Genomic DNA, 24,939 nt, shown 5'->3' with positions numbered 1-24,939 from the left:
TGATGGCCCTTCGCCGCCTGTTCGCCAACTACCGAGGCGACGAGAAGTCCCTCGACGGGCGGGCCTGCACCATCGCCGCGATCACCTCGGCCTACGCCGACACCGACGACGACACCACGCTCGGCGCCCTGGCGCCCGGCGCCGAGTCGGCGGTGGTCGCCCGGGCGTCGGCCACCTTCGCCTGGGACGACGACACCAAGCGGCTGAAAATCACCCCGGCCACCGTCACCGTCGACGCCACCGGCGAGCCCGACGTGGCCGGCTGGGAGTTCGCCGACACCCTCACCGGCAAGGTCGTCTCGCTGCTGCGCTACGAGGACGGCGGCGTGGCCGCTCCACAGGTGGGCCACGCCGGCATGGTCATCGCTCCGCCGTTGGGCGGGACCATCGCCATCGCCGGCAACAGCCTGGACCTCGAGGCCCGTCTCGCCATCCTCGAAGCCGTGATCGATGGGGGTTCGCTGTGATCCTCGACGACCACATCGGCGCCCTCGACATCGAGGCCATCGCCGGCCAGTCGCGCACCATCCGCCTCGAGTTCGACGACGCCCCAGGCGGCGCCTGGACCATCCACTTCGGGCTCGGCCGCACCGTCGTCGCGCCGCTGGTGGCTGCGAGCGCCAACCTCACGGTCGCGCTCACCGGCGACCAGGTGACCAGCGCGCTCGCCTGGGGCAGCTACCGGATCCGCCAGAACGGCGCCGACCGCATCGGCGGCACCTTCCGCCCCGCCGCCCCGCAGGCCACCCCCGGCCCCGACACCGTCACCGTGGTGCTCGGTGAGGCATCGACGGTGACCGTGTCCACCACCAGCTCCACCATCGACGGAGGCACCTTGTGACCCAGACCATCCGACTCCGGCGCGCCACAGCGGCAGCGGCCGCCTCATCGAACCCGGTGCTGGCTGCAGGCGAGCCCGGCTACGAGACCGACACCGGCGTTCTCAAGATCGGCGACGGCACCACGGCGTGGAACGACCTCGCCGACCTCGAAGGCGGGGGCGGGGCTGGCGGCTACACGGCCCGCAACATCGGTGGCGTCTTCGCCACCACCACGTTCGACGGGACCGCCACTTCGTTCACCGTGTGCGCCGTGGACCCCGGCGAATCGGGGGCCGGCGTCGTCCCTGACGGCTACCGAGCGGTGACGACGCTCGACCTGGCGTCGATGCAAGGGCTGCTCGGCGCCTACTACCCGGACGGTGGGGACTTCCTCGTGCTGGCCGGCGGGGAGCAGCGGGTCTGCTTCCTGACCGCCGACGGGATGACGGAGCCGTTCGCGGTGGCGTCGGCAGAGGTGGTGTTCACCGGCGACGGAGCGTTCGCCCTCAGCGACGGCGAAGCCTTCCAGTGGGCCACAGCTGACCGGATCGGCTACATCGGCCACGGCGTGATGGGCGGCATCGTCAACGTCGACCAGGCGTTCGGCAACATCGAGAGCTACCTGGACAACGAGCGCCACGTCCGCGGCTACTTCCAGGCCCCGGTCTCGTCGACCCTGTTCGCTGGGCCGGTCGACGACGGGGACCAGCCGGTCACCGACGACGGCCAGCAGATCGTCAAGGGCGACCTGGTGGCCACGCTCGGCAACGTGGTCGATGACGACGACCCCTTCCACTGGATCGCCGTGGTCGACTCCGCGACTGGCCAGTGGGGCTGGGTCCCGTCGACCGGCCCGTCGACGCCGGTCGGTGCCGCCGACTGGACCAACTCCATCTCCACGAACGTGGTGACGGGCGGGTCGAAGATCTTCTGCCGCTCCGGAGCGATGGGCGTCTTCATGAGCTACCGGTCCGGGACCACGATCCGCGGCGGCCCCTCGATCTTCCTCGAGGACGAGTCCACCGGCGTCTGGGTCATCAACGACCCGACCGCTCCCTGACCAGGGCGAACGCAGCACCCGTACCGATTTTCTTCCCTCAGATGAGGGGCCAGAAGAGGCAACCACGACCCAGGAGGTCATCATGATCACCCCCGCCATCCCGCCGTTCCTCCGCATCCTGCGCACGCTCGTGCAGCTGCTCGTCGCCTTCCCGGCGATCGTCCCCGCCTTGGTGCAGGTGCTCCACGTGCTCGGCGTCGAGTCGATCAGCGGCCCCGGTCTGCTGGCGGTCGCTGCTGCTGCGCTGGCCCTCGTCGTGGGCGTGCAGAACCTGCTGGAGCAGGCCGGGCTGATCCCGACGCTCGGCGGCGACCCGACGCCGGTGCTGCCTGCCAGCGAGGCCGTGAACATCATCGACCTGCACGCCTCGGGCCCGCACATCCGCGAGGCCCAGGCCGAGATCCTCGCCGCCGCCGGAGCGAAGCGCTGATGGGCGCGGCTGAGGATGCCGCCTGGCGAGCCACCTACCTGCTCCAGTCCGAAGTGTCGCTCCTCAACGGCTGGGGCCGCGAGCTGCGCCGCACCTTCGGCGAGACGGCCTACCTCGTCGGTTCGGCGCTGGAGCGCCGGGACCACCGCGACGTCGACGTCCGCATCATGCTCGACGACCAGCACTACGACGACCTCGCCAAGGTCATCGACCTGGAGACGCTCAACCTCTCGCTGAGCCTCTGGGGCCAGAAGGCCACCGGCCTGCCCATCGACTGCCAGGTGCAGCACACCAGCAGCGCCAACGAGGACTTCCACGGCCGCCGCCACCCCATCGGGCGGGAGAACCCGAAGGCCCTGGAGAGGGCCGCATGAACTGGGTCGAGGGCATCGACGTCTCGCGCTGGCAGACCCCCGGCCCGCCGCCGGCCGGGACCCGGTTCGGGATCATCAAGGCCAGCCAGGGCGGCAGCCGAGACAGCAAGCTCGCCACCCACCACGCCGCCTTCACCCGCGCCGGGCTCGACCGGGGCGCCTACTGCTACTACGACTTCGACAGCAGCCCCGAGCGCAACGCCGAGACCTTCCTCGCCGCCACCGCCGGCCTCCCGTGGGACCTGCCGCACGCGCTCGACGCCGAGGACACCCCCGACGTGCTCACCGGCGGCCCGTCGAAGCGGCTCCCCACCCTCGGCCAGCAGGCAGTCGCCGCCGAACTGCTCCGCTTCCTCGACCTCGTCGAAGCCGGCACCGGCCGCACCCCGATCGTCTACACCGGCTCGTTCTGGTGGCGCGCCAACGTCGGCTTCGACGAGCGCTTCGCCCGCTACCCCCTGTGGCTCGCCCGGTACCCCAACCGCAACGCCACCACGCCGCCCTCCGGGTTCGGCTCCACCAAGCCGCCGGCGCCGTGGGCCGAGATCACCATCTGGCAGTACACGGACTCCGGCGGCCGCCTCGACCGCAACGTCGTCCCCGCCCACCTCTACGCCAGCCTCCTTACCGGCAGCAAGCCGGCCAAGCCCCCGACCACCACCACGCCAGGAGACCTCACCATGGCCGACGCCCAGGACATCCTCGACCACCTCGCCAAGCAGGACAGCCGCCTCGAGCGCATCGAGAAGGGCATCCTCATCGACGAGCAGACCGACCAGCGCGCCGACCGCGACGAGCGCGACCGCGACGGCTCCACCCGCGGCTACCTCTTCGCCCTGGCCGAGGCCCTTGGCCACCCCGTCGACCAGCTCCGGGCCCGAGCCATGGAGCTCGACAAGGCCGACGGCTTCAAGCAGGCCTGACCCATGCTGGCGAACCGGCGGATCATGGCCGCGATGGTGCTGGCGTTCTTCGGGCACGTCGCCTGCTACCCCACGGGCTACACCTCCGGCACCTACGACTCCGTGACCGCCCTCGCTCCGCTCCGGTGGTGGGGCATCGCCCTCAGCGTCGCCGCGCTCGCCATGCTCCTCACCCGGTCCGTCCACGCCGTGCTCGCCGTCGCCGCCCTGCTCGGCGGATGGGCCGCGGGGCTGCTCGCCGCCACCATCAACGGCACCTCCCAGTCCCCGGGCGGCTTCGTCTTCGTCGCCGGCTACGTCGCGCTGCTCGTCCGCAACGCCGGCCGAGCGAGGGCCTGATGTGGAAGGCCTCTGGGTCCCCGTCCTTGGCATCGCCATCGGCGCCGCCGCCACCATCATCGCCGCACGGCTCAACGGCAAAGCCACCGAGCGCACCGCCGCAGTCGGGGCTGCACCGGCCGAGCGGGCCGTCGCCGTCACCGAGATGCAAGCCGGGCTCCTCGAGCAGCGCAACATGCTCGACCGGGCCTACGCCCGCATCGACGCCCTCGAAGCCGACGTGGCCGAGTGCGAGATCGGCCGCGACCGCGACCGCAAGGCATTCTCCGCCGAGCTCCAAGAGCTGCGCGACGAACTGCGGGCCCGACCGTGAACGCTGAACGCCGCCGCTGGTGGCACCGGCGCCCCCACCTCTACCCGCGCCCGGCGTGGCGGCTCCGAGCCTGGTTCCGGTTCCGGGCCCTCGTCCGCTCCGAGCGGGCCTGGCGCCTCGTCGGCATGCTGGCCTTCGCCAGCTCCTCGCTGCTCTCCGCCTACACGCTGATCCGCACCGAGGGCGAGAGGTGCTCCATCCGGGTCGAGTCCCGCCAGTCGATCCGCCGGGCCATCAACGCCGCCGTCGACCAGGGCGCCATCGAGCTGGGCGCCGACGGCAGTCAGCGCGTGGCGATCGGCCAGCACGTCTCGGAGCGGGTCTACAAGGAGCTCCCGCCGCCCACCTGCTGACGAAGCGACAACAGCAGCATGACCAGCCCCCGGCGCCCCAAGCGGTGCCGGGGGCTTCTTCGCGTTCGGGGGCCGCCGCTCAGTCCGCGGCCACCCAGGCGGGAGCTCGCCGGCGGCGCGGACCTAGCCCACGGGTCGGCCACCACTCCCCGGGGGATCGACTGAGGTCGATGCGGCGATCACCGGTCGGGCGGCTTGAGAGCAGCGCGAGTGCCATGCCGCCCCAGCCGTTGCTCACGGGGCAGTGCCCGATGGTGCCCAGCGTCGAGCGGACCACCGGAGCACGGTCCCAGTCGACTGAAGTCAGACCGGCCCAGCACGGCGCTGCCGCCGCATCGTGCACGGCGACGACACGCACCCCAGGCGTCGGCGCATCGAGGACTGCGCGCACCTCGGCGGCCACGCCCTCGGCCTCGTGGTCGGCATCGAGGAGGACGAGAGTCGCCTCTGGGTTGGCGGCGAGTACCGGTACGAGCTGCTCCTCGGCGCGCCCATGCACGAACGCCACGTTGGCGAGGTGCTCCACGTGTCGGGCGTTCTCGGCCGTCCAGTCGATCGTCACGACGCGATCCGAGAACCTCGCCAGGCGAGCGGTGGCGGCCCCGTAGAACGTGCCAGCCTCGATCGCCACCGACGGAGCGAGAGCAGCACCGAGCATCGAGACAAGGGCCTTCTCCGTGGAGCTCATCTCGCCGGCGTCCGAGGCGAACAAGGCCTCGACTGCAACCGGGATCGGCTGGCCGCGGCGGGCCAGCACCACACCGAGCAGGAAGGTCACGGCCTCCCAGGACTCGACGCCGAGCGGGTCGAACAGGTAGCCGATCTCGCTGATCTCGGGGGCCTCCAGATCGGCCGCCAGCGGGTGCGGCGGCAGCTCAGCGGCCCCGTAGGTGAGGCCAACGATCATGGGCCCCAGCTGCCGCCACGTCGAGCGCCGGACGGGGCCGACCGTGGCGCGGACCAGGTCGCCATCAGCGTCCGAGTCGGCGATGGCCCGGTCCAGGCGTCGCGCAGGCTGCCCCGATGTGGCCAGGGTGGTCCAGACCTGCCGAGCACCCGCAAGGGAAGAGGCGGGCGGCCGCCCCCCGTGGTTCATGGCCGTGGAGGTTACAGCGACCCCTGCCGGCCCCGTGCCGCCCGCTGGGCCAGGGTGGGCGACGGCCTGGCCGGCTCCGGTGCTGGCCGGGGTGCCATCGGGCGCGGTGCCGGAGGGTTCGCCGGGTCGTACCTGGCCCAGCCCTGCCGGATCATCAGCATGGCGGTCACCTCGTAGCCGGGCCGCACCCCGCCGGTCGCTGGGTCGGGTTCGGTGGTCGGCGCCAGCCCGTCGGCGGTGCGCACGATGCGGCCGCGCTCCTGCTCGTCGACGCCCCACCGCCAGCCGTCACCGTCAGGCTCCACCCACACCTCGACCATCAGGCCCCGAGGATGTCGCCGAGCACATCGGCGGCCACCTGGTCGGCCGCCGCGATGTGGTGGGCGTAGACGTCGAGCGTCATCGCCGCCGAGCCGTGCCCGAGCCGCCCGCTCACCGTCTTCACCGGCACGCCGGCGGCCAGGAGCTGGGTGGCGGCGAAGTGCCGGAGGTCATGCAGGCGCGTGCCGGGCGCGTGGACCTTGGCCAGCCGGCGGAACCGGCCGGTCACCACGTCGGGTGAGAGCGGGGCCCCGCCGTCGGTTCGGCCGGCGAAGACGAACGGGTCCGGGTCCCGGCCTGCACCGGCAGCGAGGGCGGTCTCGGCGGTGCGCTGGGCCTGCCGCTTCAGGGCGGCCACCGTGCCGGCGTCGATCGCTACCCGGCGGGCCTGGTGGGTCTTGGTGTCCTTCTCCGTGACCACGCCGGCCACCTCGACGACGGCCTGGTCGATGAGCACCGCCGCCCCGGCCAGGTCGACCCGGGACCAGCGGAGCCCGCACAGCTCGCCCCGGCGCGCCGGTGGCCACCGCCAGCCGGAGCAGGCATCCGAGCTCGGGGTCGCTGGCGTCGGCCGCGGTGATGAGCGCGGCCACCTGGGCCGGCGTCGGGATGCGCAGCTGCACCTTGCGGTTCCGAGGCGGTGTCGCCTCGACGGCGGGGTTGGTGCTGAGCCAGCCCCAACGGACCGCCTGCCGGAACGCCCTGCGCAGGATGGCGTGGGTCTGCCGCACCGTGGCCGGCTTCCGGGCCTTGCCACCGGCAGGCCCGGCCAGGAGCGCCCGGTAGAAGCTGTCCAGCTCCGGCGTGGTGATCGAGCCCACCGGGCGGTGGCCGAGCGCCGGGGCGATCTGCACCTTGATGGTGGAGCGGTAGCCGGCCAGCGTGGTGGGGGAGAGGTCGTCGCCGACCATCTCGAGCCAGCGGTCGAGCAGCACGGAGAGCGTGGCGTCGGTGCCCGGGCCGTGGCGATTCTCGGCCACCTTGGCCACCAGCTGGGCCAGCGCGGTGTCGGCCTGCCGCTCGGTGCCCCGGAAGGTCTCGGACCGCTGCCGCCGTCGTCCGTCGAGGGGGTCCAGCCCGAGCTCCACCCGCAGCTCCCAGGCGTCGGCTCCTCGGTCTGGCCGGCGGCGCTTCGTCCCCTTCATGCGGCGAGACGCTACGCCCACCCCCTGACAGTTCCCGTGGGACGGGCGTGGGACGCGAGCCGTGCTGGTCTGCCGTGGACGTGGTGCCCATGACCTCTGACCTGCGGTTTCGTTGGTGGGCCACCAGGGACTTGAACCCTGAACCGGCGGATTAAAAGTCCGATGCTCTGCCAATTGAGCTAGTGGCCCCGGGAACGGCGTGAACCCTGGTTCGGAACGGGTGCGTCGGCCGGAGGGAAGACGTTACCCGGCCCTGGGCGGTGGCCTCCCGGGCCGTCCTCGGCTCGTCATGACCAGGAGCGCTGGTTCGGGTGACGACGCCCCGGCGGAGGCCCCGAGAGGTGTCGGCTACGCCGGAACCTTGTCCGCGAGGAGGTCGATCTTCTCGATCTGCGGCTCGGAGAAGAGCACGCCGGTGTTCGGTCCGAGCGCTTGGCCCACCCCGCCGGCGAGGTGCGCATCACGGGCTTCGTCGTCGGGGAACACGTCGAACACGCCGAACGTGGAGGGGCCGAACTGGATGGCGAACCAGGCGACCGTGCCTGGCTCATCCATCACGATCGACCGAGCGCCGGTGAGGAACTCGGCGAGCTCCGCTTCCTTGCCTGGCAGGGCTTCGAGACGCACGAGAAGGGCTTTGGTGAGCATGGGACGGGCTCCTGCTTCGAGAGAGTGCCGCGACCCGAGTGGCCACGGTCACACCCTACCCGGAACGTGGGGGACGAGACCTCGCCTGCGGTGCGCGGTCGGCGACCACGGGTAGGCGCACGGTGAAGGTGGAGCCTCGGCCGACGGTGCGGGGACGGACGAGGATGTCGCCCCCGTGCGCTCTGGCGATCCGTCGCGCCAGGTAGAGGCCGAGACCGGAGCCGGGGCCAGCACGATCGGCACGGCCGTACTTGCAGAACAGCAGGCTCAGGTCGGCGGGGTCCACGCCGGGCCCTTCGTCCGAGATCTCGACGTCAGCCCAGACGTTGTCCGCCTGCAGCGCGACCACCACGGGGGCTCCGCGGGGACCGAAGCGCACGGCGTTGCTGATGAGGTTCGTGATGGCCCGCTCGATCTGGGTGGCATCGGCGGAGACGGAGATGGCTGGCCCGGCGGGCTCGACCCATCGGAGCTCGCCCGAGGTGATGAGGCCGAAGTCCGCAACGATCCCGTCCACCAGCGCACCGAGGTCGACCGGCTGTCGAGCAGCAGGGTCAGATCGTCCGATGCGACGACCCACACCGGTCACCTGCCCGACGATGGCGTCGATTCGATGTGCGGCGCGCTGGATCGCCGCGCCTCCGATCCGGGCCTCGGCCAGATCACTGGTCTGGATGAGCCCGGCGTAGCCGGACACGACGGCGAGGGGACTGCGGATCTCGTGCGCGAGCTCCTCGAGGAGGGCGTCGACACGTTCGTCGGCCGAGGCTTCGCTCCCAGGGCCGGGTTCGAGCCGGGTGCCAGACGAGGTCGGCTCTGGCTCGGACCAGACCGAGGCACCGTCGTCCTCGGCCGAGAGGCGGGCTGCGAACGCGTCTGCAGTCACGGCGGGGCTCCACAGGTAGCCCTGCCCCAGTGCAGCACCCAGTGCTGTGACGCAGTCCCGCTGGTCGCCGCGCTCGATGCCTTCGGCGATGACCTCGAGGCCGAGCGCGTCGGCGACGGCGATGACCGCGCGGGTGATGGCGACCTCCTGCGGACCGGTCGGCATGGCGGACACGAAGGAGCGGTCGATCTTGAGCGCGTCGAGCGGGAAGGTCTTGAGGTAGGCGAGCGAGCTGTAGCCGGTCCCGAAGTCGTCTGCGGCGAGACGGACCCCTCGAGCCTTGAGCTCGGCGAGCAGCGCCGTCGATCTGGTCGGGTTGCGCATGAGCACGCTCTCGGTGATCTCCAGCCAGAGCGAGGCCGCATCGAGCCCGGACGCATCGAGGGCGGCGGCCACCCGGCTCGGAAGCGTCGGGTCGTCGAGCTGCCGGCCCGACACGTTGACCGCGAGCTGGATCGGGAGATCCGGCAACTGGTCGCGCCAATGCGCTGCGGCGGCGCAGGCCGTCTGCAGGATGAGGTCGCCGAGCTCGTCGATCTGGCCGCTCTGCTCGGCTGCTTCGATGAGCTCGCCGGGGGGGGACGGGCGACCCGGAGCTGTCGGTGACGCGCAGGAGGGCTTCGGCCCCCACGGTCCGCTGGTCGACGAGGCGCACGATCGGCTGGTAGGCCAGCTCGACGGCTCCCCGGTCGATCACGGCGGACGCGATGGCTTCGAGCTCGACCCGGCGCATGAGCACGTCGCGCATGGCCGCCTCGTACAGCTTGGTCGTGCACTCGGATCGTGCTTCGAACAGGGCGGTGCGGCTCCGCTGCAGCAGGTCAGCGGCGCTGTGGACCTCGGCGGTCGCCACCGCCACACCGGCCGACACCTGCAGGGCCCCGCCGACGTGGCGGAGACCGCTCGGCCGGCTGAGGCACCTCCGGAGGTGGTCGGCAGCGGTCTGGGCGTCGGCCGCTCCGGGCGCATGAGGGCACCACACCGCGAACGTGTGGTCGGACATCTGGGCCACCAGGTCGCCGGGGTGCGTGCTGTCGACGAGCTGGTCGGCGCAGCACTGGATGACCCCCTCTCCGACCTCGGGGCCGAACGCCTCGTTCACCAGGTCGAACGAGGAGATCTCCAGCAGGATGATGCTGCGGACCCCGAGCACCGCAGGCGCTGCGGCGACCGCGTCGTCCACGGCGTCGAAGAACACCTGGCGGGGGACCAGTCCGTGGTTCGATCCGTCGCCCTCCGTGGGTCCGGCAGGACCGGGCGATGGCCGCTGCCCTCGGTGCCGCTCGCTCGCCTCGATCGGAGCTGCGGTGATCGTCGCAGGCACCCGGATCCCACCAGCACCGACGAAGGTCACCTCGCCGGCCCAACCATCGCCGCGGCCGAGCGCACCGAGGAGCGGGACCAGCCCGTCGCCCCGGAGGGCCGGTCGATCGTCGGCTGCAGCAACCATGGTCCGAGCCTGGTGACGCCGGCCGCCGATCGGAATGGACGTTTCGTCCCTTTGCGCGCCGCCGGTGGCGCTACGCCGGGGCCGAGCGCTTGCGGACCAGGTTGATGACCTCCGCCTGGGAGTGCACGCCGAACCGCTCGTAGATCGCGTGGAGGTGGTTGCGCACCGTGCTCTGGCTGATGAAGAGGTCCGAGGCGATCTCGGGCACCCGGTCTCCGACCAGGAGCCGGCTCAAGACCTGCCACTGGCGGGACGTGAGCCTCGCCATCTCGGGCAGCGGCACCAGCTCCGGGGTGACCCCCATGCGCTCCAGCAGTCCGCTGGCACCGAACTCGGAGGCGATCACCTGGAGGTGCGCGTCGACCTCGTCTGCGCCGGGTCCCGGTCGCAGGGCGAGGGCAGGCTCGGGCATCAAGATGAACAACCGGCCGGCCTCGCCGGCGATCGAGGACAGCGCGCAACACACGAGCTGCCAGTCGCCGGATCCGTTGCGCACCTCGATGCGCAGGGCGACCGAATCGTCGGTCCCGGACCTCTGCGCTGCTTCGAGGAGGTGCTGGACGTCGGGCTCGCTGACGGCGCCGATCAGGCGGCGCCCCACCATGTCCTCGGGAGCGAGACCCATGATGTCGGAGATGTCGGCACTGATCGACCGGACCACCCAGTCCGGTCCGACGAGCCCGATCGCCATCCGCACCGGTTCCTGACCGAGGAACCGGTTCAACGGACTCGGTTCCGGAGCCGACCCGTCGCCGAACTCGATCAGGGCCTGCCGCGTGCCGTCCAAGCTGACCGCGCGGACCCACTGCGTCCCGAGGCCTTCGGTGCCCGGTGCGGCCGGGATCGGGCGGTGGACCCGGTAGAAGTCGACGACTCCTGCGGCGAGCGCTTGGAGGGCCGCCATCGCCTTCGGCTGGTCCTCGGGGAGCAGCAGGTCCAGCACCGGACGGCCGAGCACCTCCTCGGGCGTCAGGTCGAGCCTCCTCAGGACCACGCGGCTCGCGGCCAGCACGTGCAACGTCGACAGATCGACGAGCACGAGCGGCAACTCGAGCTCACCACAGATCCGGGGAAACCCGTGCGCTCCAGCCGACTCCATGGTCCTGGCCCCCTCACGAGCCCCCGCACGGCGGCTCCAAGGAGCATCCCACGGCCGAGCCGATCCGTCGAATGTCAGCCCTCTGCGGCACGCGACCGATCGGTGGAGCGCCGTCCTGCGGGACGCTGCGGAACCTTCCCACCCGTGCCGGACGCTCCGATGCGGTGCACGCAGCTCGTCGCGCCCTGAGGTGCGTCCCACCGTCGATCGGAACGGGCCGGCTGTGTCGCCCTGATCGAAGACGGACGCGGGCGATGGGGGACGTCGCCGGGAGGGTCAGGTCGCGGTCGCAAGCTCGTCGAACGCAACGGTGGCCGTGAGACCCGGAACCGAGGGCGTGCCATCCCCGCCGTTGCCCGCCGGCGGTCAGCGGTGGGTGGGGATGGTGCGGCGGGTGGAGCGGCGGGTCATGAGGACCACGCCGATGCCGGCGAGCAGGAGGGCGAGGCCGCGGCCGGCCCAGGTGCGCGAGTCGGCGCCGGTGGTGGCCAGGGCGCCGCCGCTCGGTGCGTCGACGCCACGGCCCTGCGCCGCGGGGGCGACGGCGACCGCCGTCGTGGTGGTGGGGAGCGGGCCGGGTCGGTACTGCGCCGGCCGTTCGAACCCCGACCGGTGGGCCGATGCGGGGGCGGCGCCGACGGCCAGGGCGCCGAGCACCGCGACGAGCGCGATCGCCAGCACCAGCGCTCTCGAAGCACCCGGTCGGTCGCGAGCCGGGTGGGCGGCGTCCGGGGTCACCCGCCGCACTCCGGGCCCTCGCAGCCGCCGCCGGACTGGCCGCCGCCACCGCCCGGCCCGGGCGTGCTCTGCGCGGCCGCGGGGCTGGGGGCGGCGAGGCCGGTGACCAGTGCCAACCCGGCGAAGCCGGCGGCTCCCACCGCCACCTTGGCGCCGAACGCCCGGCGGCTCATCGCCTCCGGGGCCGAGCTCTCGAGCAGCCCAGCGGCGCAGAGCGCTTCGACCGCCTGGGCGGTGGCTGCCGGGCCGAGGCCGGTGGCCGCCCGGACCTGGAGCTCGTCGGCGCCGTCCGCGCAGGCATCCCACACCGCGGTGGCGGCAGGGTCGAGCCGGTAGATCTCGTGGGAGGCGACGTCGTAGGCGACCAGTTCGTCGCCGATGCGCTCGACGAGGCGCTCGCCTTCGGCGTGTCGGTAGGTGGCGTGCATGGGCGTGCTCCAGGTGATCCGGCTTCGGGGTGACGGCCTGCGGCGCGGCGGGCGCCACGAGCAGTCGGAAGAGGAGCCCGCTCGGCACGAACCATGACGCAGGAGGAGGGCAAGGCGACGAGGACCGTGGGTTGTGTCACGCAACTCGCTTCGCTACCGTCCGGCGCACGCTTCGCCGAACGTCGGTGGGGCCTGAGCACTCGGAGTTGCACGCCATGGTCGCCATCGAAGGGTCCGTCGTCCTGGTCACCGGAGCGAACGGGGGGCTGGGCACCGAGTTCGTGCGCCAGGCGCTCGATCGGGGGGCGGCCAAGGTCTACGCCTCGGCCCGCACGCCGAAGGAGTGGGGCGACGAGCGCATCGTGCCGCTGGCGCTCGACGTGACCGACCCGGCCTCGGTGGCCGCGGCCGCGGCGGCTGCCGGCGACGTGACCATCGTGGTCAACAACGCCGGAGCGTCGAACGGCGCCCGGCTCGGCGACACCGACGCCAAGGCACTGCGCGACCTGTTCGACGTGAACCTCTTCGGGGCGATCGACGTGGCCAACGCCTTCACCCCCGCCCTGGCCGCCAACGGTGGGGGTGCCCTGCTCAACGTGCTCTCGGTGCTCAGCTGGATCGGCATCGGCGACGGCTACAGCGCCACCAAGGCCGCCCTCTGGTCGGCCACCAACACCCAGCGCCTGGAGCTCGCCGGCCAGGGCACGCTGGTGAGCGCCCTGCACCTCGGCTACACCGACACGCCGATGACCGCCGGGGTCGACGCCCCCAAGAACGATCCGGCCGACGTCGTGGCCCAGGCCTACGACGGCCTGGCGGCCGGCGACTTCGAGATCCTGGCCGACGACGTGTCCCGCCTCGTGAAGGCCGGTCTCGCCGGGCCGATCGAGGGCCTCTACCCGCAGCTCGTCCCGGCCGGCGCCGACGCCTGAGCCCGTCGCCGGGACCCGTCGCCTCGACGACGTCAGGCGCTGGGGAGCGGCTCGTCGGGGCCGGGTGGCGCAGCGACGGGGAGGCGCACGGTGATGGTGGCGCCGGTGCCATCGGGCCTCGCGCCGGCGCGGACGGTGCCGCCGTGGCGCTCCGCGATCCGGGCGACGATCGCCAGGCCGAGCCCGAGGCCGCCCGTCTCGTCGGCGGCGCGAGCGCGGGCGTCGTCGAGGCGGGTGAAGCGGTCGAAGACGGCCTCGCGGTGCTCGACGGGGATGCCGGCCCCGTCGTCGGCCACCACCAGCTCCACGATCCCGTCGGCCTCGGCCACCGCGAACTGCACGGCGGAGCGGGCGTGGCGGGCGGCGTTGGAGGCCAGGTTGTCGACCAACCGCCCGAGAGCCTCGGCCGAGCCGAGCACCTGGCCACCGGAGACCGCCGAGGTGTCGACCGCCAGCGCGGTGGTGCGCCGGAGGATGTCGGCGTGCTGCAGCACGAGGTCGTCGAGGTCGACCGAGCGGCTCGGGGTCGGGGTCGGCAGCTCGTGGCGGGCCAGCTCCAGGAGCTGGTCGACCAGGGCCTGGAGGCGGGCCAGGGCGTCGAGCGCGGCGGCGTCGTGCTCGGCGGCGTCGGCGGGATCGGCCGGGCGGGTCTCGATCAGGGCACGGGCCGAGGCGAGCGGGCTCCGCAGCTCGTGGCTCACGTCGGCCACCAGCTGGCGCTCGCGCCCGGCGGCGCGCTCGAGCCGGGCGAGCATGGCGTTCATCGTCACCGCCAGGCGGTCGACCTCGTCGCCGTTGCCGCGGGTCTGCACCCGTTGCGCGAGGTCGCGCTCGGTGATCTCGCTCACCGTCGAGCGGATGGCCTCCACCGGGCGCAGCGCCCGCCCCACCACCACCCAGATCAAGGCCCCGAACACCAGCGTGAGCAACGGCACGACGGCGAGAAGCGTGTTGCGCAGCGAGTGGATCGACCGGTCGAGCTGCTCCGACGAGCGGGCCACCACGATCCACGGCCCCGACGTGCCCTTCAACGGGGTGTAGTGCACCTGCAGCGGCCCGAGGTCGGGGTGGTCGACCGACAGGGACCCGCCGTCGGGGTGCGCCACCCACGGGAAGGGCTTGCGCAGCACCGGGGCGTAGCCCTGGCTCTCTTCGTTCGAGCCGACCACCCGACCGTTGTCGAGCACCACCTGCACGATCCGCCCCGTGGGGCCGAAGTCCGGCACCGGCTCCTTCGACTGGAGGAACCGGACGGTGACCTTGGCGTCGGTGCGCAGCGAGGCGTCGATCTGATCCGTCTGGCGGGCGTCGGTGTAGGCGGCCAGCCACCAGGCGCCGACGCCGAGGATCACCGCCACCGCCAGCGTGGCCACCGCGCTGATGCGGAAGCGCAGCGATCGCAGGCGGCGGGGCCGGGCGCCCACTCAGGCCACCGAGGGCGTCGACGGCGCCGCCGGCGCTGATCGCAGGCGGTAGCCGACGCCGCGCACGGTCTCGATCGAGGCCCGGCCGAAGGGGAGGTCGACCTTGCGGCGCAGGTGGCGCACGTAGACCTCGACGATGTTGGGGTCGCCGGCGAAGTCCTCGCCCCACACGTTGTCGAGCAGCTGGACCTTCGACACCGGCTCGCCGCTGCGGGCCATCAGGTAGGCGAGCACGTCGCGCTCGCGCCGTGAGGGCGATGGGCTCCTCGCCCCGCCAGCACTGGTGGCGCACCGGGTCGAGGCGCAGGTCGCCGACGGTGAACGGCGCCGAGCCGGCGTAGCGGGGGCGGCGCAGCAGCGCCCGGATGCGGGCCACCAGCACCACCATGTGGAAGGGCTTGGTGAGGTAGTCGTCGGCGCCGAGCTCCAGCGCCTCGGCCTCATCGAGCTCGCCGTCCTTGGCCGTGAGCATCAGGATCGGCGTCCAGTCGCCCGCCTCGCGCAGCGCCCGGCACACCCGGAAGCCGTTGAGCCCCGGCAGCATGATGTCGAGCACGATCACGTCGTAGGAGCCGCCGCGGGCGGCCACCAGGCCGTCGTGGCCGTCGGCCCGCACGTCCACCGCCAGGCCCTCCTCGGCCAGCGCCTGGCCCACGGCCTGGGCCACCCCGGGCTCGTCCTCCACCAGCAGGACCCTCATCGGGCGCCGCTCACCGTCGACGGCACGAGGGCAGGGGCGCGCCGGTGGGCCATGACGGCATCATGGCCCAGCTCGTGCGCACGGATCGATCGCCGCTCAGGCCGACAGGCGGCGGCGCCGGCTGCCGGCCACCAGCACGGTTCCGCCGGCGAGCAGGCCGAGGCCGAGCGCCACCGGGAACCGGCTCTCGGCACCGGTGCGGGGGAGCGAGCCGGCGGCCACGGGCGAGGCGGTGCCACCGCTGCCGGTGCCGCCGTTCGACGCCCCGGCCCCGGAGACGAGGCCGCCCGGCGGGGTGGTGGTCGGCGCGACCGGGGTCGGCTCGGTGGCAGCGGCCGTGGTCGTGGTCTGCCCGGCCAGCGTGGTGGTGGTCTCGGGCACCGCGGTCGTGGTGGTCGTCGAGCCGTCGACGACCGTGGTGGACGTGGTGGCCGGTGCCGTCGTGCTCGTGGTGGTCGACGTGCTGGTGGTGGTGGTCGGGGCCGTCACGGTGCCGGCGAACACCAGCGAGACGGCGTTGTTCGGCCCGGCGAGCTGGGTGTTCAGCGAATCGGTGCCCAGGTTGCAGCCGGTGGTGCCGGCCGGGAAGGTCGGGACCGTGAACTTGGGATCGGCGATCGAGAGGCCGCCCACGCCGTCGTAGGTGCCGGCGAGGTCGAGGTCCAGCGTGACGAAGCAGGTGGCGGGGTTGGTGAGCTTGCCGTCGGTGGCGGGGTTCGGCGTGCCCGAGGTGGTGTTGAAGACCGTGATCGCCAGCTTCATCTTCGAGGTGGCGGCCACCGCCCCCGTGCTCGGGTCGACGGTGCCGGTGACCGGCGTGACCTGGGTGATCGACGCCGCCACGTAGAGCTTGAGGTTGAAGGGACCGGTGAAGACGTCGGTGTAGGACGGGGCGAAGGTCGTGGTGGCGCTGAGGGCGCCGGTCACGTCGTCGACCGTGCCGTCGATGGTGACGGCCGGGTTGGCGAAGGTCCGCTCGTTGGTGGCGTCGCCCTGCTTGAGCACGATCGAGCCCGAGGTGGTCGTGCCGGCGTAGGCGTTGGTCGCCGCGTCGGCGGTGGGCACGAGGAGGCTGCTCGCGGCGGCGGTGGCCGCGACCGCCACGGCGGCGGCCGCCAGCGCGGCCCGGGCCCTCGAGGTCGGGCGCGATCGAACGGTGGTCATGTGGGTCCTCCCCGGATGCGGCGCACCCCCCTGGGGCGCCGCCCGGGACCGTACGGTCCGGACCTGAACGCCACCTGAACGGGGGACCGACCGGTCAGCCGATGACGAGGCCGAGCGGGGTGGCGGTGACCGTGGCGACGTGGAGCCGCCGGGCGTTGGGGTACCCGATCACGCCGGGGTCCCAGGCGGCGAAGGCCACGCGCAGCGAGCCGTCGCCCACCCGGAACAGCTCGCCACCGCCGGGACCCTGCATGGTGGCGTCGGTCCGCACCACCGGGTCGGGGCGGGCTCGGGTGCACGGCCCCATCGCGCTGGCGCAGGTGGCGTAGCCCATGGCGTAGTCGGCGCTGTTCCAGCGGTTGCCGGAGTAGAGCAGCACCCACTGGTCGCCGACCTTGGCCATCGAGGGGTTCTCGACGATGCGCGACTCCCAGCCCCTGTCCGCCAGCAGCAACCGCCGGGGCGGGCCGAAGAGGGTCCGGCCGTCGCCCCCCACCACCTGGGTCCAGATGCCCGCCCGGCCGCCGCCGACCTCGCTCTCGCTCTTCCAGGCCAGGTGGGCGAAGCCCAGCTCGTCCCGATAGGGGCTCGGGTCGATGGACCCGCCGAGGTCGGCCTGGCACACGAGCGGGAGGATGGTGTCGTCGACGAAGGGCCCGGCCGGCGACGTGGAGGTGGCGCTGGAGATGCACTGGCGCTTGGAGCCCCGCACCCGAGCGGCGTAGTAGAGCACCCACCGGTCGCCGAAGCGCATGACCGACGGCGCCCACGTGTAGCCGGGCTCGGCCCAGGCGGCCACCGAGGTCAGGGCCGGGCGCAGCACCTTCCAGGCCTTCAGGTCGGTGGAGGCGAGCACCTGGATCGAGCCGCCGGGCCCGTTGGTGCCGTAGGCCAGGTAGCCGAGCCCGTCGAGCCGCAGCACGAACGGGTCAGGGAAGTCGTAGGGGTGCACGGCCGAGCCGACGCCCCGCACCAGCGACAGCGCCCGCTGGCAGGTGCCCCGCCCCGCCTCGAGGGCGCCCACCGCGGCCGAGGCCCGGTCCGGCGCAGCCCGATCGCGCAGGGCGCCGGCGGCCGAGTCGAGCGACCGCTGGCACGAGACCAGCAGGTCCAGCGGCTGCTGGCGCTTGCGGACCTCGGCGGTCTTGGCCGCGACCTGCTTGCGCACCTGCTCGATGCGGGCCCGCATGAGCGCCAGCTGGTCGCTGGCATCGTCGAGGGCCGAGGCGGTCGTGCCGTCCCGCTCGGCATCGTCGTCGGCCACCGCCAGCGAGCGCTCGAGGGCGGCGAGCTCGTCGGCCATGCCGGCGCGATCGGTGCGAGCCACCGCCTGGGCCTCGAAGGCGGCGCTGCGATCGGTGCGGGCCTCCTCGAGCTGCCGGACGGTCACCACGCTCGTGGCGACCGATGCGACCACCAGCGCAGCCAGGCCGACGCGTGCGGCCCACGGGCGACGGCGGCTCACCGCTTGCTCTCGTCGAGCACCGCCCGGCCGAGGGCCACGCAGTCGGCGCTGAGCCCGGGCGAGTCGTCCCCGGTCGACGCGGCCTGGGCGGCCCGGCCCACCACCCGCACGACCTCGTCGACGCAGCCCATGGCGGCGGGCAGCTGGGCGGCCTGGCGATCGAGGTCCTTGCTGAGGCCCCTGCTCTGGGCCTCGACGCCGGCGACCTTGCCCTTGGTCTCGTTCAACACCTCGCGCAGCGCCTTCTCGGACACCCCGGCCTCGGCCAGCCGAGCGCGGGCGGCCTCGACGGCCGTGGCGGCCACCTCGGCGCGCTCCTGGTGGGCGGCGAGGGTGGCGGCGCCGTTGGCCAGCACCTCGCGCTCGGCCCGCTCGGCGCGCTGGGCCCGGCGGGCGGCCTGCTCGGCCCGGTCCCGCTGGTGCCGGGCCGCCGCCAGCTCCACGCGGAGCGCGACCGGGACCACCAGCAGCGCGGTGACCACGCCGGCCAGCGCCAGCCGGCGGTGGGCCCGGCGAGAGCGTGGCGCGGTCGACCGCACCCACGGCCCGGGCGGTGCGCCTGGGGCGCTGCGGGGCCTCCGCCGGGGGCCCGGGCGCGTGCTGTCGTCGCTTGAGCCCGCCAGGTCCGCTCACCGGACCATCCTCGCGCCCGAGCCCGGTGCCATCCCGGTCGGGGTGGTTACGGCCGCGTGACCACCTGGTTCGCCCCACCTGACGACGCCGGCGGCGGCAGCAGCGAGCCCGACGCCAGCAGCGCCGGCACCTCGGCTGCCGGGACGGGCGCCCGGAACAGGTAGCCCTGGGCCCGGCGGCAGCCCATGCGCCGCAGCGTGGCGGCCTGGTCCTCGCGCTCGATGCCCTCGGCCACCACGTCGATCCCGAGCGAGTGGCCCAGCTGCACGATCGCCTCGAGCAGCACCGGGTCGGTCGCACCGTCGATGGTCTGGGCGAAGGCCCGATCGATCTTCAGCACCTCGACGGGCAGCGTGCGCAGGTAGTTGAGCGACGAGTAGCCGGTGCCGAAGTCGTCGATGGCCAGCCGCACGCCCAGCTGCTGCAAGCCCACGAGGCGCTCCAGGTGGCGGGCGCCGACGTCGACCGCCACGCTCTCGGTGATCTCGAGCACCAGCAGGTCCGGCGGGAAGCCGGAGCGCTCGAGCTCGCGCCGGACCTGGGCCACCAGGTCGGCCTCCTCGAGCTGCCGGCCCGAGAGGTTCACGTGCAGCTCCAGGTCCGGCTTGGCCGCACCGGATCGGCGCCACGCGGCGGCGTGCCCGGTGGCCGTCCGCAGCACGTGGGCGCCGATGGCGTTTATGCCGCCGGTGGCCTCGGCGAGGGGGATGAACGTGTCCGGGCTGAGCAGGCCCCGCTCCGGGTGGTCCCAGCGCACCAGCGCCTCCATGGCCACCACCCGCCCGCTCACCAGGTCGACGATGGGCTGGTAGTGGCAGAGGAACTGCTCCTCCTGCACGGCGCGGCGCAGGTCCTGGCCCAGCTCCAGGCGGGCCATGGCCGTCGAGCGCATCTCGGTCTCGAACCGGCGGAACGTCGCCTTGCCGGCGGCCTTGGCGGCGTAGAGGGCGGCGTCGGCGTCGGCGAGCAGGTGGTCGCCGTCGGGCCGGTCACCCTGCTCGGCGAGGGCCAGGCCGATGCTCGCCCGGGTGAACACCTGGCGGCCGTCCACCGGGAACGGGACCTCGAGGGCCTCCAGGATCCGGTTGGCCACCGTCACCGCCCGGTCGAGCGTCTCGAGCTCCTCCAGCAGGACGCCGAACTCGTCGCCGCCGAGCCGCGACACCGTGTCGCCGGGCCGGACGCAGCCGCTGATGCGGGAGCCGACGGCCACCAGCAGGCGGTCGCCGGCGGCGTGGCCGAGGCTGTCGTTGACGACCTTGAAGTCGTCGAGGTCGATGAAGAGCACCGCCGTGCGCTCGTCGGTCCGGCGGCTGCGAGCGAGGGCGTGGTCGACGCGGTCGCCGAAGAGCCGGCGGTTGGCCAGGCCGGTGAGCGGGTCGTGGAAGGCCTGGTGGCTGAGCTGCTCCTCGCGAGCGGTGAGCTGGTGGATCTTCTCCTCCAGCGAGCGGGTGAGGTCCTGGTTCTCCCGCATGGTCACGAGGTGGCGGGCCAGCACGAGGGCCACCACCGCCACGCTCACGCCGTCGAGGAACGGATCGTCGTGGTGGCCGGCCACGAGCAGCACCACCCGGACGCCGAGGGCCAACCCGGCGGTGCCGAGGGGCAGAAGGGCGCGGTAGAGCGAAGGCGCCTCCGCCGCTCGCTCCTGCACCTGGGGTTGCTCCTCGTGGTCGGCCTTCGACGTCGGGAACGCCAGCGCGGCCAGGAGGATGCAGACGTAGCCGCCCACCCAGCCGACGTCGGACGGCGAGATCTGCTGCTCGGTCCCCTTGAGGGTCGACCAGACGAAGATGCTGTCGGCCCCGGCCAGGACCAGCAGGCCGGCGGCGATGCGCCCCAGGGGCACCGAGCCCCGCCCGCCGGCGCGCATGAGGGCCAGCAGCACGGTGGAGGCCACCACCAGCGTGCCCACCGGGTACGCCAGGCTGAGGGCGAAGGTGAGCGGGTCGTCGCCGCCGGCGTCCCAGCTCGGGCCCAGCACCAGCGGCCAGCTGATGGCCAGGAGCGACCCGGCGAGCAGCAGCCCGTCGAGCCCCGCCACGAGGCGGGCCGAGCGGGTGGGAGAGGCAGCGAGCAACCCGACCGACAGCATGGCCAGGGGCACCGCGGCCAGGTAGCCCACGTCGGCGAGCGACGGGAACGGGGCGGCGGCTCCGCTCACCTCGTAGTAGGTCCACACGACCTGGCCGAGCGACCAGGACGCCGCCGAGGCGCCGAGCAGGAGCCAGCCGCGGCGCAGGCGCACGGTCGTCGCCCGGGTCGAGGCGCGGACGCCGGCCGCCGCCGCGAGGGCGGGAGCCAGGCACTGGCCCACGTTCGAGAGCAGCACCGCCGCCCGGGCCGACGGCACCTTGGCGAAGATGAGCGCGGCGAAGACCGCCACGACGGTGGCGGCGATCGCGGCGGATCGGTGCTCGGTGCGAGTGGGCATGGGGGTTCCTGCGACGGCTGGCCGCACCCCCTCGATCGGGCGGAGGATGCCGTGCCGCAAGGAAGACGACCGGGAAGGGGCCGAACGGCCCCCATCGCCGCCGCCGATCCACCCGTCCGGGTGACCCCTTCGATGGTCAGAGTGGGGTCTGGCGCACCCGGCGATCGAAGAGGCGGCGGTACACCGCCGGTGCGGCGGCGACGGTGCGGGCCAGCGCTCGCGTCTGCGGATCGGCGTAGATCTCGGCCTTGTGACCGTCGATGCCGGCGAGGATGGCAGCGGCCACCTGCTGGGCGGAGATCGGCTTGATGGCGCCGGCGATGGCCTTGGTCTCGGCCGGCTTGAACGGCTCCTCCTCGGCCAGCATCGGCGTGTCGACGTCGGGCGGGTACGCGCAGCCGACGTGGACGCCGTGGGGTGCCAGCTCGGTGCGCAGCGACTCGAGCAGACCACGGACGGCGAACTTGGCGGCGCCGTAGGCGGAGTAGCCGTAGACGCCCACCAGGCCGGCAGCCGACGAGACGCCGACGATGGAGCCCGAGCCTCGCTCGACCATGGCCGGGGCCACGCAGCGCACCGGCCAGAGCGTGCCGTAGTAGTCGATGTCGATCATCGAGCGGAAGACGTCGTCGTCGAGCTCCAGGAACCGGCCGGGCCGGGTCACGCCGGCCGAGCAGACGAGCACGTCGACGGGCCCTCGCTCCGCCGCGGCCCGGTCGAGGGCTGCGGTGATGGCGGCCTGGTCGCTCACGTCGGCCGACACCACGCCCACCACCGAGCCCCGCGCCCCGGCTCGGATGCGCGACGCCGCTTCGTCGAGCCGGCTCGACGTGCGGGCCACCAGGGTCACCCGCGCGCGGCGGCGTGCCGCTTCCAGCGCCACCGCCTCGCCGATCCCGCTCGACCCACCGGTGACCACCACGTGCGCGCCCTGCCAGTCCATGCCCGCATCGTCGCACCTCGAACGGGGTACGAGAGCGGGCGGACGAGCGACGAGTGAACGGAGCGCCCCATGGCTTGGGACGACGGACGAGGGAACACGATCGACGACAGCGGCAAGAAGGTCGACTCGTCGGGGCCCAACTGGGCCCACATCGCGCCCCCCGGTCATCCTCGGCGTGGTCCTCCTGGCCTTCGCCCTGGCCAACACCCGCACCACCAAGGTCAGCTTCGTGGTGGCCGAGGTGCGGGCCCCGCTGGTGGTCGTCCTGCTCGCCACCGCCGTGGTCGGCGCCCTGATCGCGGCGCTCATCCGTCGCCGCCGCAAGGACTGAGCCTCGGTAGGGTTCGGGCCATGGCCGTGTTCGACGTCGATGGTCCCGTCGGGCGTGCCACCCGCAAGGTCGCCACCAGCTCGGCGTTCCGCAAGGTCGGCCCCAAGGTGGTGCCGCCGCTCGACAAGGCCTTGCACCGCCTCACCGGCGGTCGGGTGATCGTCAGCCGCATGCTGGTGCCGAGCCTCCTGCTCACCTCCACCGGTCGCAAGAGCGGCCAGCCCCGCGAGACGCCGCTGGCCTGCGTGCCGGACGACGAGGGCGGCTGGTGGGTGGTCGGGTCGAACTTCGGCCAGGAGCACCACCCGGCGTGGACCGGGAACCTGGTGGCCGATCCGTCGGCCACCGTCTCCTACGGCAAGGCCACCACCGCCGTGCGGGCCGACCTGCTCGACGACGACGAGAAGGCGGCGGTGTGGCCCCGGCTCACCGCGGTGTGGCCCGCCTACGACGACTACGTCGAGTCGAGCGGCCGCAACATCCGGGTCTTCCACCTCGTGCCGGTGGCCTGAGCGCCCTCAGGTGCGGCGGTTGCCCCGGGGCTTCCAGGCCGTGGCCCCGAAGGTGAGGTAGCGGAGCCGGCGCTCGGTGTCGGCCACCAGCTCCGGCTCGCGCTCGGGGCCCTCCTCGATCACGTCGAGCAGGCGCTTCGACGTGTCGACCATGAGCCCGACGATCAGCTCCGCCAGCATCACCAGGTCGGCCGTCGGCCAGGTGTTCACCAGCGGGAGGCGGGCGAGGTCGGTGGCCAGCTCGGTGGCGAAGAGGCGCAGGTCCCGACGGATGGCCAGCCGGACCGAGAGCACGGCGCTGTACTGCTCGCGGGCGATGAAGCGGTAGTGGCCCGGGTTGTCGTGGATGTGGGTGACGAGCACCGCGACGGAGCCCTTGATCATGTCGTCGGCCGCGTTGACGTCGTCCCGGGCGTCGCGCATGAGGCCCCGCAGGGTGGCGAACGCCTCCTCGACCAGCACCAGGCCGAGGTCGTCGATGCTGGCGAAGTGGCGGTAGAACGCGGCAGGCGCCACGCCGGCGGCCCGGGTGACCTCCCGGATGCCGAGGTTGTCCAGGCTGCGGTCCTCGAGCAGCGCCAAGGCCCCGTCGAGCAGGGCCCGGCGCGTGCGGCTCTTGTCGACCGTGCGCGGCGTGCGGCCGGCGCTGCTGCTCGATCGTGGGGGCCGGGGCACGGCTCCAGGGTAGGCGCCCCGCTCGGCGACGATCCCTTCCGGTGGACGCTCGTTCACCCGATGTGACCCTTGCCTCTTGTTGCGCCGCAAGGTGATCCGTACTGTGGTGAACAGTTGTTCACTCACTCCGAGGAGCGCAAGATGGTGCAGACGCTGACCCCCGCCCGGCCCCGAGGCCTCGTGCGCCGGGCCCTCGCCTCCGACCTGGTCGACAAGCTGACGGCGCCGCACGGCGTCGACCGCTACCTCGAGCTGGTCGACCCCCGCTGGGTGGTGCGCGAGACCCGGGCCGAGGTCACCTCCGCCGTCCGCCAGACCGATGGCACCGTCACCCTGACGCTGCGCCCCAACGACACCTGGGCCGGCTTCCGGGCCGGGCAGCACGTGGTGGTGGGCGTCGACATCGACGGCGTGGTCCACCAGCGCTGCTTCAGCCTGGCGGGCTCCCCGCACCGGGCCGACGGCTCGCTGGAGCTCACGGTCAAGGCCAACCCCGACGGTCGGGTGAGCCGCCACCTGGTGGGCCACGCCCGCGCCGGGATGGTGCTGCGCCTGTCGGAGGCGAAGGGCGACTTCACCCTCCCCGAGCCCGACGACCGGCGCGACCACCTCGTCTTCATCAGCGGCGGCAGCGGCATCACCCCCGTCCTCTCGATGCTGCGCACCCTCGTCGACGAGGGCCACGCCGGACCGGTCACGTTCGTCCACTACGGGCTCACCGAGGGAAGCGTCTGCTACCTCGACGAGCTGCGGATGCTGACCGCCGCCCTGCCCCAGGGCCGCCTCCTGCTCGGGCTCACCGAGGACGACGAGCGCACCGACCTGGTGGGCTTCTACGGCCCGGAGCACCTCGCCGCCATCGTCGACGACCCCGCCGATGCCCGGATCTTCCTGTGCGGCCCGGCCCCGCTGATGGCATCGGTCGAGGCCCACCACGCCGACCTCGGCCTCAGCGACCGGGTGCACCTGGAGCGCTTCGGCCTCCCGCCGGTCGACCCGTCGCTCGACGCCGGTGACGGCATCGTGGCCTTCGAGCGCTCCGGCACCCGGGTCGCTGCCAGCGGCACCCTGCTCGAGACCGCCGAAGCGGCCGGCCTCAGCCCCGCCTTCGGCTGCCGCCGCGGCATCTGCGGCACCTGCACCACCACCAAGACCGCCGGCGTCGTGCGCAACGTCGTCACCGGCGAGGCGTCCGCAGCCGATGCCGAGCCCATCCGCCTCTGCGTGTCCGTCGCCTGCGGCGAGGTCGCCGTCGCCCTCTAGCGACGCCGCCCGCCACGACCCGCCCCCCTGATCGCCCCG

At 73.3% G+C, this 24,939-nt stretch carries 27 protein-coding genes, 1 tRNA gene and 3 pseudogenes; 13 read left to right on the top strand and 18 right to left on the bottom strand.

All coding sequences use genetic code 11. The features are described from left to right. Positions 1-2 precede the first annotated feature (2 nt). The 9 genes from KSP35_RS13010 to KSP35_RS12970 all read left to right on the top strand — a co-directional run bounded on the left by KSP35_RS13010 (position 3) and on the right by KSP35_RS12970 (position 4,613). Positions 3-467, top strand: a complete 465-nt coding sequence (locus tag KSP35_RS13010; protein WP_216996040.1) for a hypothetical protein — start codon at positions 3-5, stop codon at positions 465-467. Then, entirely contained in the window at positions 464-841 is a 378-nt protein-coding gene (locus KSP35_RS13005; protein ID WP_216996038.1) for a hypothetical protein, read from the top strand. The genes KSP35_RS13010 and KSP35_RS13005 overlap by 4 nt, the downstream gene beginning before the upstream one ends. A gap of 56 nt (positions 842-897) precedes the next feature. Next, the gene (locus KSP35_RS13000) at positions 898-1,881 is read left to right on the top strand and encodes a hypothetical protein (protein WP_254126749.1); all 984 of its coding nucleotides are present in this window, start codon (positions 898-900) and stop codon (positions 1,879-1,881) included. An 82-nt stretch (positions 1,882-1,963) separates the two neighbouring features. Then, the gene (locus tag KSP35_RS12995) at positions 1,964-2,311 is read left to right on the top strand and encodes a hypothetical protein (protein WP_216996035.1); all 348 of its coding nucleotides are present in this window, start codon (positions 1,964-1,966) and stop codon (positions 2,309-2,311) included. Next, positions 2,311-2,685 (top strand): hypothetical protein, encoded by a 375-nt coding sequence (locus KSP35_RS12990; RefSeq protein WP_216996033.1) that lies wholly within the window; start codon positions 2,311-2,313, stop codon positions 2,683-2,685. The genes KSP35_RS12995 and KSP35_RS12990 overlap by 1 nt, the downstream gene beginning before the upstream one ends. Further along, the gene (locus KSP35_RS12985) at positions 2,682-3,608 is read left to right on the top strand and encodes a glycoside hydrolase family 25 protein (RefSeq protein WP_216996031.1); all 927 of its coding nucleotides are present in this window, start codon (positions 2,682-2,684) and stop codon (positions 3,606-3,608) included. Before KSP35_RS12990 ends, KSP35_RS12985 begins: the two co-directional genes overlap by 4 nt. A gap of 3 nt (positions 3,609-3,611) precedes the next feature. After that, a complete protein-coding gene (locus KSP35_RS12980; RefSeq protein ID WP_216996029.1) occupies positions 3,612-3,947 on the top strand; it encodes a hypothetical protein in 336 nt (111 codons plus the stop codon). 1 nt (position 3,948) lies between these two features. After that, positions 3,949-4,260 carry a hypothetical protein gene (locus KSP35_RS12975; protein WP_216996027.1) on the top strand — a complete coding sequence of 104 codons (312 nt, stop codon included), beginning with the start codon at positions 3,949-3,951 and terminating at the stop codon, positions 4,258-4,260. Beyond that, complete coding sequence (locus KSP35_RS12970; RefSeq protein WP_216996025.1) at positions 4,257-4,613, top strand: hypothetical protein; 357 nt, start codon at positions 4,257-4,259, stop codon at positions 4,611-4,613. The genes KSP35_RS12975 and KSP35_RS12970 overlap by 4 nt, the downstream gene beginning before the upstream one ends. A 79-nt stretch (positions 4,614-4,692) precedes the next feature. Here the strand turns inward: KSP35_RS12970 and KSP35_RS12965 are convergent, their stop codons facing one another. The 10 genes and pseudogenes from KSP35_RS12965 to KSP35_RS12925 form a co-directional block, all read right to left on the bottom strand. Beyond that, positions 4,693-5,709: a class I SAM-dependent methyltransferase gene (locus KSP35_RS12965; RefSeq protein WP_216996023.1), complete on the bottom strand. Its 1,017-nt coding sequence runs from the start codon at positions 5,707-5,709 to the stop codon at positions 4,693-4,695. A 319-nt stretch (positions 5,710-6,028) separates the two neighbouring features. Beyond that, positions 6,029-6,487 (bottom strand): tyrosine-type recombinase/integrase, encoded by a 459-nt coding sequence (locus KSP35_RS25925; RefSeq protein ID WP_254126748.1) that lies wholly within the window; start codon positions 6,485-6,487, stop codon positions 6,029-6,031. Between the two features lie 253 nt (positions 6,488-6,740). Next, positions 6,741-6,941, bottom strand: a pseudogene (locus tag KSP35_RS25920) (hypothetical protein); the annotation flags it as partial. 347 nt (positions 6,942-7,288) lie between these two features. Next, positions 7,289-7,364, bottom strand: a tRNA-Lys gene (locus KSP35_RS12955). 159 nt (positions 7,365-7,523) lie between these two features. Further along, on the bottom strand, positions 7,524-7,823 hold the full coding sequence (locus KSP35_RS12950) for a putative quinol monooxygenase (protein ID WP_216996019.1): 300 nt from the start codon (positions 7,821-7,823) through the stop codon (positions 7,524-7,526). Between the two features lie 55 nt (positions 7,824-7,878). Beyond that, a complete protein-coding gene (locus tag KSP35_RS12945; RefSeq protein ID WP_254127222.1) occupies positions 7,879-9,246 on the bottom strand; it encodes an EAL domain-containing protein in 1,368 nt (455 codons plus the stop codon). Between the two features lie 289 nt (positions 9,247-9,535). After that, positions 9,536-10,159, bottom strand: a pseudogene (locus tag KSP35_RS25915) (diguanylate cyclase domain-containing protein); the annotation flags it as partial. Positions 10,160-10,229: 70 nt separating this feature from the next. Further along, a complete protein-coding gene (locus tag KSP35_RS12935; RefSeq protein ID WP_216996016.1) occupies positions 10,230-11,459 on the bottom strand; it encodes a LuxR C-terminal-related transcriptional regulator in 1,230 nt (409 codons plus the stop codon). A 165-nt stretch (positions 11,460-11,624) separates the two neighbouring features. Next, positions 11,625-11,939, bottom strand: coding sequence for a hypothetical protein (locus KSP35_RS12930; RefSeq protein WP_216996014.1), 315 nt, complete (start codon positions 11,937-11,939; stop codon positions 11,625-11,627). 53 nt (positions 11,940-11,992) lie between these two features. Beyond that, positions 11,993-12,424: a hypothetical protein gene (locus KSP35_RS12925; RefSeq protein ID WP_216996012.1), complete on the bottom strand. Its 432-nt coding sequence runs from the start codon at positions 12,422-12,424 to the stop codon at positions 11,993-11,995. 215 nt (positions 12,425-12,639) lie between these two features. On the opposite strand from KSP35_RS12925, the gene KSP35_RS12920 reads away from it, so the two are divergent. Continuing rightward, positions 12,640-13,356 carry an SDR family oxidoreductase gene (locus KSP35_RS12920; protein WP_216996010.1) on the top strand — a complete coding sequence of 239 codons (717 nt, stop codon included), beginning with the start codon at positions 12,640-12,642 and terminating at the stop codon, positions 13,354-13,356. A gap of 32 nt (positions 13,357-13,388) precedes the next feature. Here the strand turns inward: KSP35_RS12920 and KSP35_RS12915 are convergent, their stop codons facing one another. The 7 genes and pseudogenes from KSP35_RS12915 to KSP35_RS12885 all read right to left on the bottom strand — a co-directional run bounded on the left by KSP35_RS12915 (position 13,389) and on the right by KSP35_RS12885 (position 22,119). Further along, complete coding sequence (locus KSP35_RS12915; protein WP_216996008.1) at positions 13,389-14,780, bottom strand: cell wall metabolism sensor histidine kinase WalK; 1,392 nt, start codon at positions 14,778-14,780, stop codon at positions 13,389-13,391. Beyond that, positions 14,781-15,480, bottom strand: a pseudogene (locus KSP35_RS25910) (response regulator transcription factor). A 96-nt stretch (positions 15,481-15,576) separates the two neighbouring features. Beyond that, positions 15,577-16,644 (bottom strand): LPXTG cell wall anchor domain-containing protein, encoded by a 1,068-nt coding sequence (locus tag KSP35_RS12905; protein WP_216996006.1) that lies wholly within the window; start codon positions 16,642-16,644, stop codon positions 15,577-15,579. A gap of 94 nt (positions 16,645-16,738) precedes the next feature. Then, a complete protein-coding gene (locus tag KSP35_RS12900) occupies positions 16,739-18,109 on the bottom strand; it encodes a glycoside hydrolase family 43 protein (protein WP_216996004.1) in 1,371 nt (456 codons plus the stop codon). Next, positions 18,106-18,591, bottom strand: a complete 486-nt coding sequence (locus tag KSP35_RS12895; RefSeq protein ID WP_216996002.1) for a hypothetical protein — start codon at positions 18,589-18,591, stop codon at positions 18,106-18,108. Before KSP35_RS12895 ends, KSP35_RS12900 begins: the two co-directional genes overlap by 4 nt. A gap of 197 nt (positions 18,592-18,788) precedes the next feature. Then, positions 18,789-21,176 (bottom strand): bifunctional diguanylate cyclase/phosphodiesterase, encoded by a 2,388-nt coding sequence (locus KSP35_RS12890; protein WP_216996000.1) that lies wholly within the window; start codon positions 21,174-21,176, stop codon positions 18,789-18,791. A gap of 136 nt (positions 21,177-21,312) precedes the next feature. Then, a complete protein-coding gene (locus KSP35_RS12885; protein ID WP_216995998.1) occupies positions 21,313-22,119 on the bottom strand; it encodes an SDR family oxidoreductase in 807 nt (268 codons plus the stop codon). Positions 22,120-22,294: 175 nt separating this feature from the next. Between KSP35_RS12885 and KSP35_RS12880 the strand changes: the two genes are divergently transcribed. Then, positions 22,295-22,450 (top strand): lipopolysaccharide assembly protein LapA domain-containing protein, encoded by a 156-nt coding sequence (locus KSP35_RS12880; RefSeq protein WP_216995996.1) that lies wholly within the window; start codon positions 22,295-22,297, stop codon positions 22,448-22,450. A gap of 20 nt (positions 22,451-22,470) precedes the next feature. Continuing rightward, positions 22,471-22,962, top strand: a complete 492-nt coding sequence (locus tag KSP35_RS12875; protein WP_216995994.1) for a nitroreductase/quinone reductase family protein — start codon at positions 22,471-22,473, stop codon at positions 22,960-22,962. Between the two features lie 6 nt (positions 22,963-22,968). Here KSP35_RS12875 and KSP35_RS12870 read toward each other — a convergent pair whose 3' ends face one another. After that, the gene (locus KSP35_RS12870; RefSeq protein WP_216995992.1) at positions 22,969-23,637 is read right to left on the bottom strand and encodes a TetR family transcriptional regulator; all 669 of its coding nucleotides are present in this window, start codon (positions 23,635-23,637) and stop codon (positions 22,969-22,971) included. A 141-nt stretch (positions 23,638-23,778) separates the two neighbouring features. Here KSP35_RS12870 and KSP35_RS12865 point away from each other — a divergent pair, with 141 nt between their 5' ends. Next, positions 23,779-24,900 (top strand): ferredoxin reductase, encoded by a 1,122-nt coding sequence (locus tag KSP35_RS12865; RefSeq protein ID WP_216995990.1) that lies wholly within the window; start codon positions 23,779-23,781, stop codon positions 24,898-24,900. Positions 24,901-24,939: the final 39 nt, after the last annotated feature.

The sequence above is a fragment of the Aquihabitans sp. G128 genome, assembly GCF_019048865.1.
Taxonomy (GTDB): Bacteria; Actinomycetota; Acidimicrobiia; order Acidimicrobiales; family Iamiaceae; genus Aquihabitans.
The sequence above is the reverse complement of the archived record's forward strand: the minus strand, read 5'-3'. Positions and strand labels throughout refer to the sequence as shown.

Coding starts and splice junctions, on each gene's coding strand:
- KSP35_RS12980 (WP_216996029.1), top strand. CDS start 3,612: ATGCTGGCGAACCGGCGGATCATGGCCGCGATGGTGCTGGCGTTCTTC.
- KSP35_RS13010 (WP_216996040.1), top strand. CDS start 3: ATGGCCCTTCGCCGCCTGTTCGCCAACTACCGAGGCGACGAGAAGTCC.
- KSP35_RS12920 (WP_216996010.1), top strand. CDS start 12,640: ATGGTCGCCATCGAAGGGTCCGTCGTCCTGGTCACCGGAGCGAACGGG.
- KSP35_RS12965 (WP_216996023.1), bottom strand. CDS start 5,709: ATGAACCACGGGGGGCGGCCGCCCGCCTCTTCCCTTGCGGGTGCTCGG.
- KSP35_RS12925 (WP_216996012.1), bottom strand. CDS start 12,424: ATGCACGCCACCTACCGACACGCCGAAGGCGAGCGCCTCGTCGAGCGC.
- KSP35_RS12875 (WP_216995994.1), top strand. CDS start 22,471: ATGGCCGTGTTCGACGTCGATGGTCCCGTCGGGCGTGCCACCCGCAAG.
- KSP35_RS12905 (WP_216996006.1), bottom strand. CDS start 16,644: ATGACCACCGTTCGATCGCGCCCGACCTCGAGGGCCCGGGCCGCGCTG.
- KSP35_RS12995 (WP_216996035.1), top strand. CDS start 1,964: ATGATCACCCCCGCCATCCCGCCGTTCCTCCGCATCCTGCGCACGCTC.
- KSP35_RS12990 (WP_216996033.1), top strand. CDS start 2,311: ATGGGCGCGGCTGAGGATGCCGCCTGGCGAGCCACCTACCTGCTCCAG.
- KSP35_RS12890 (WP_216996000.1), bottom strand. CDS start 21,176: ATGCCCACTCGCACCGAGCACCGATCCGCCGCGATCGCCGCCACCGTC.
- KSP35_RS12865 (WP_216995990.1), top strand. CDS start 23,779: ATGGTGCAGACGCTGACCCCCGCCCGGCCCCGAGGCCTCGTGCGCCGG.
- KSP35_RS12885 (WP_216995998.1), bottom strand. CDS start 22,119: ATGGACTGGCAGGGCGCGCACGTGGTGGTCACCGGTGGGTCGAGCGGG.
- KSP35_RS12985 (WP_216996031.1), top strand. CDS start 2,682: ATGAACTGGGTCGAGGGCATCGACGTCTCGCGCTGGCAGACCCCCGGC.
- KSP35_RS12950 (WP_216996019.1), bottom strand. CDS start 7,823: ATGCTCACCAAAGCCCTTCTCGTGCGTCTCGAAGCCCTGCCAGGCAAG.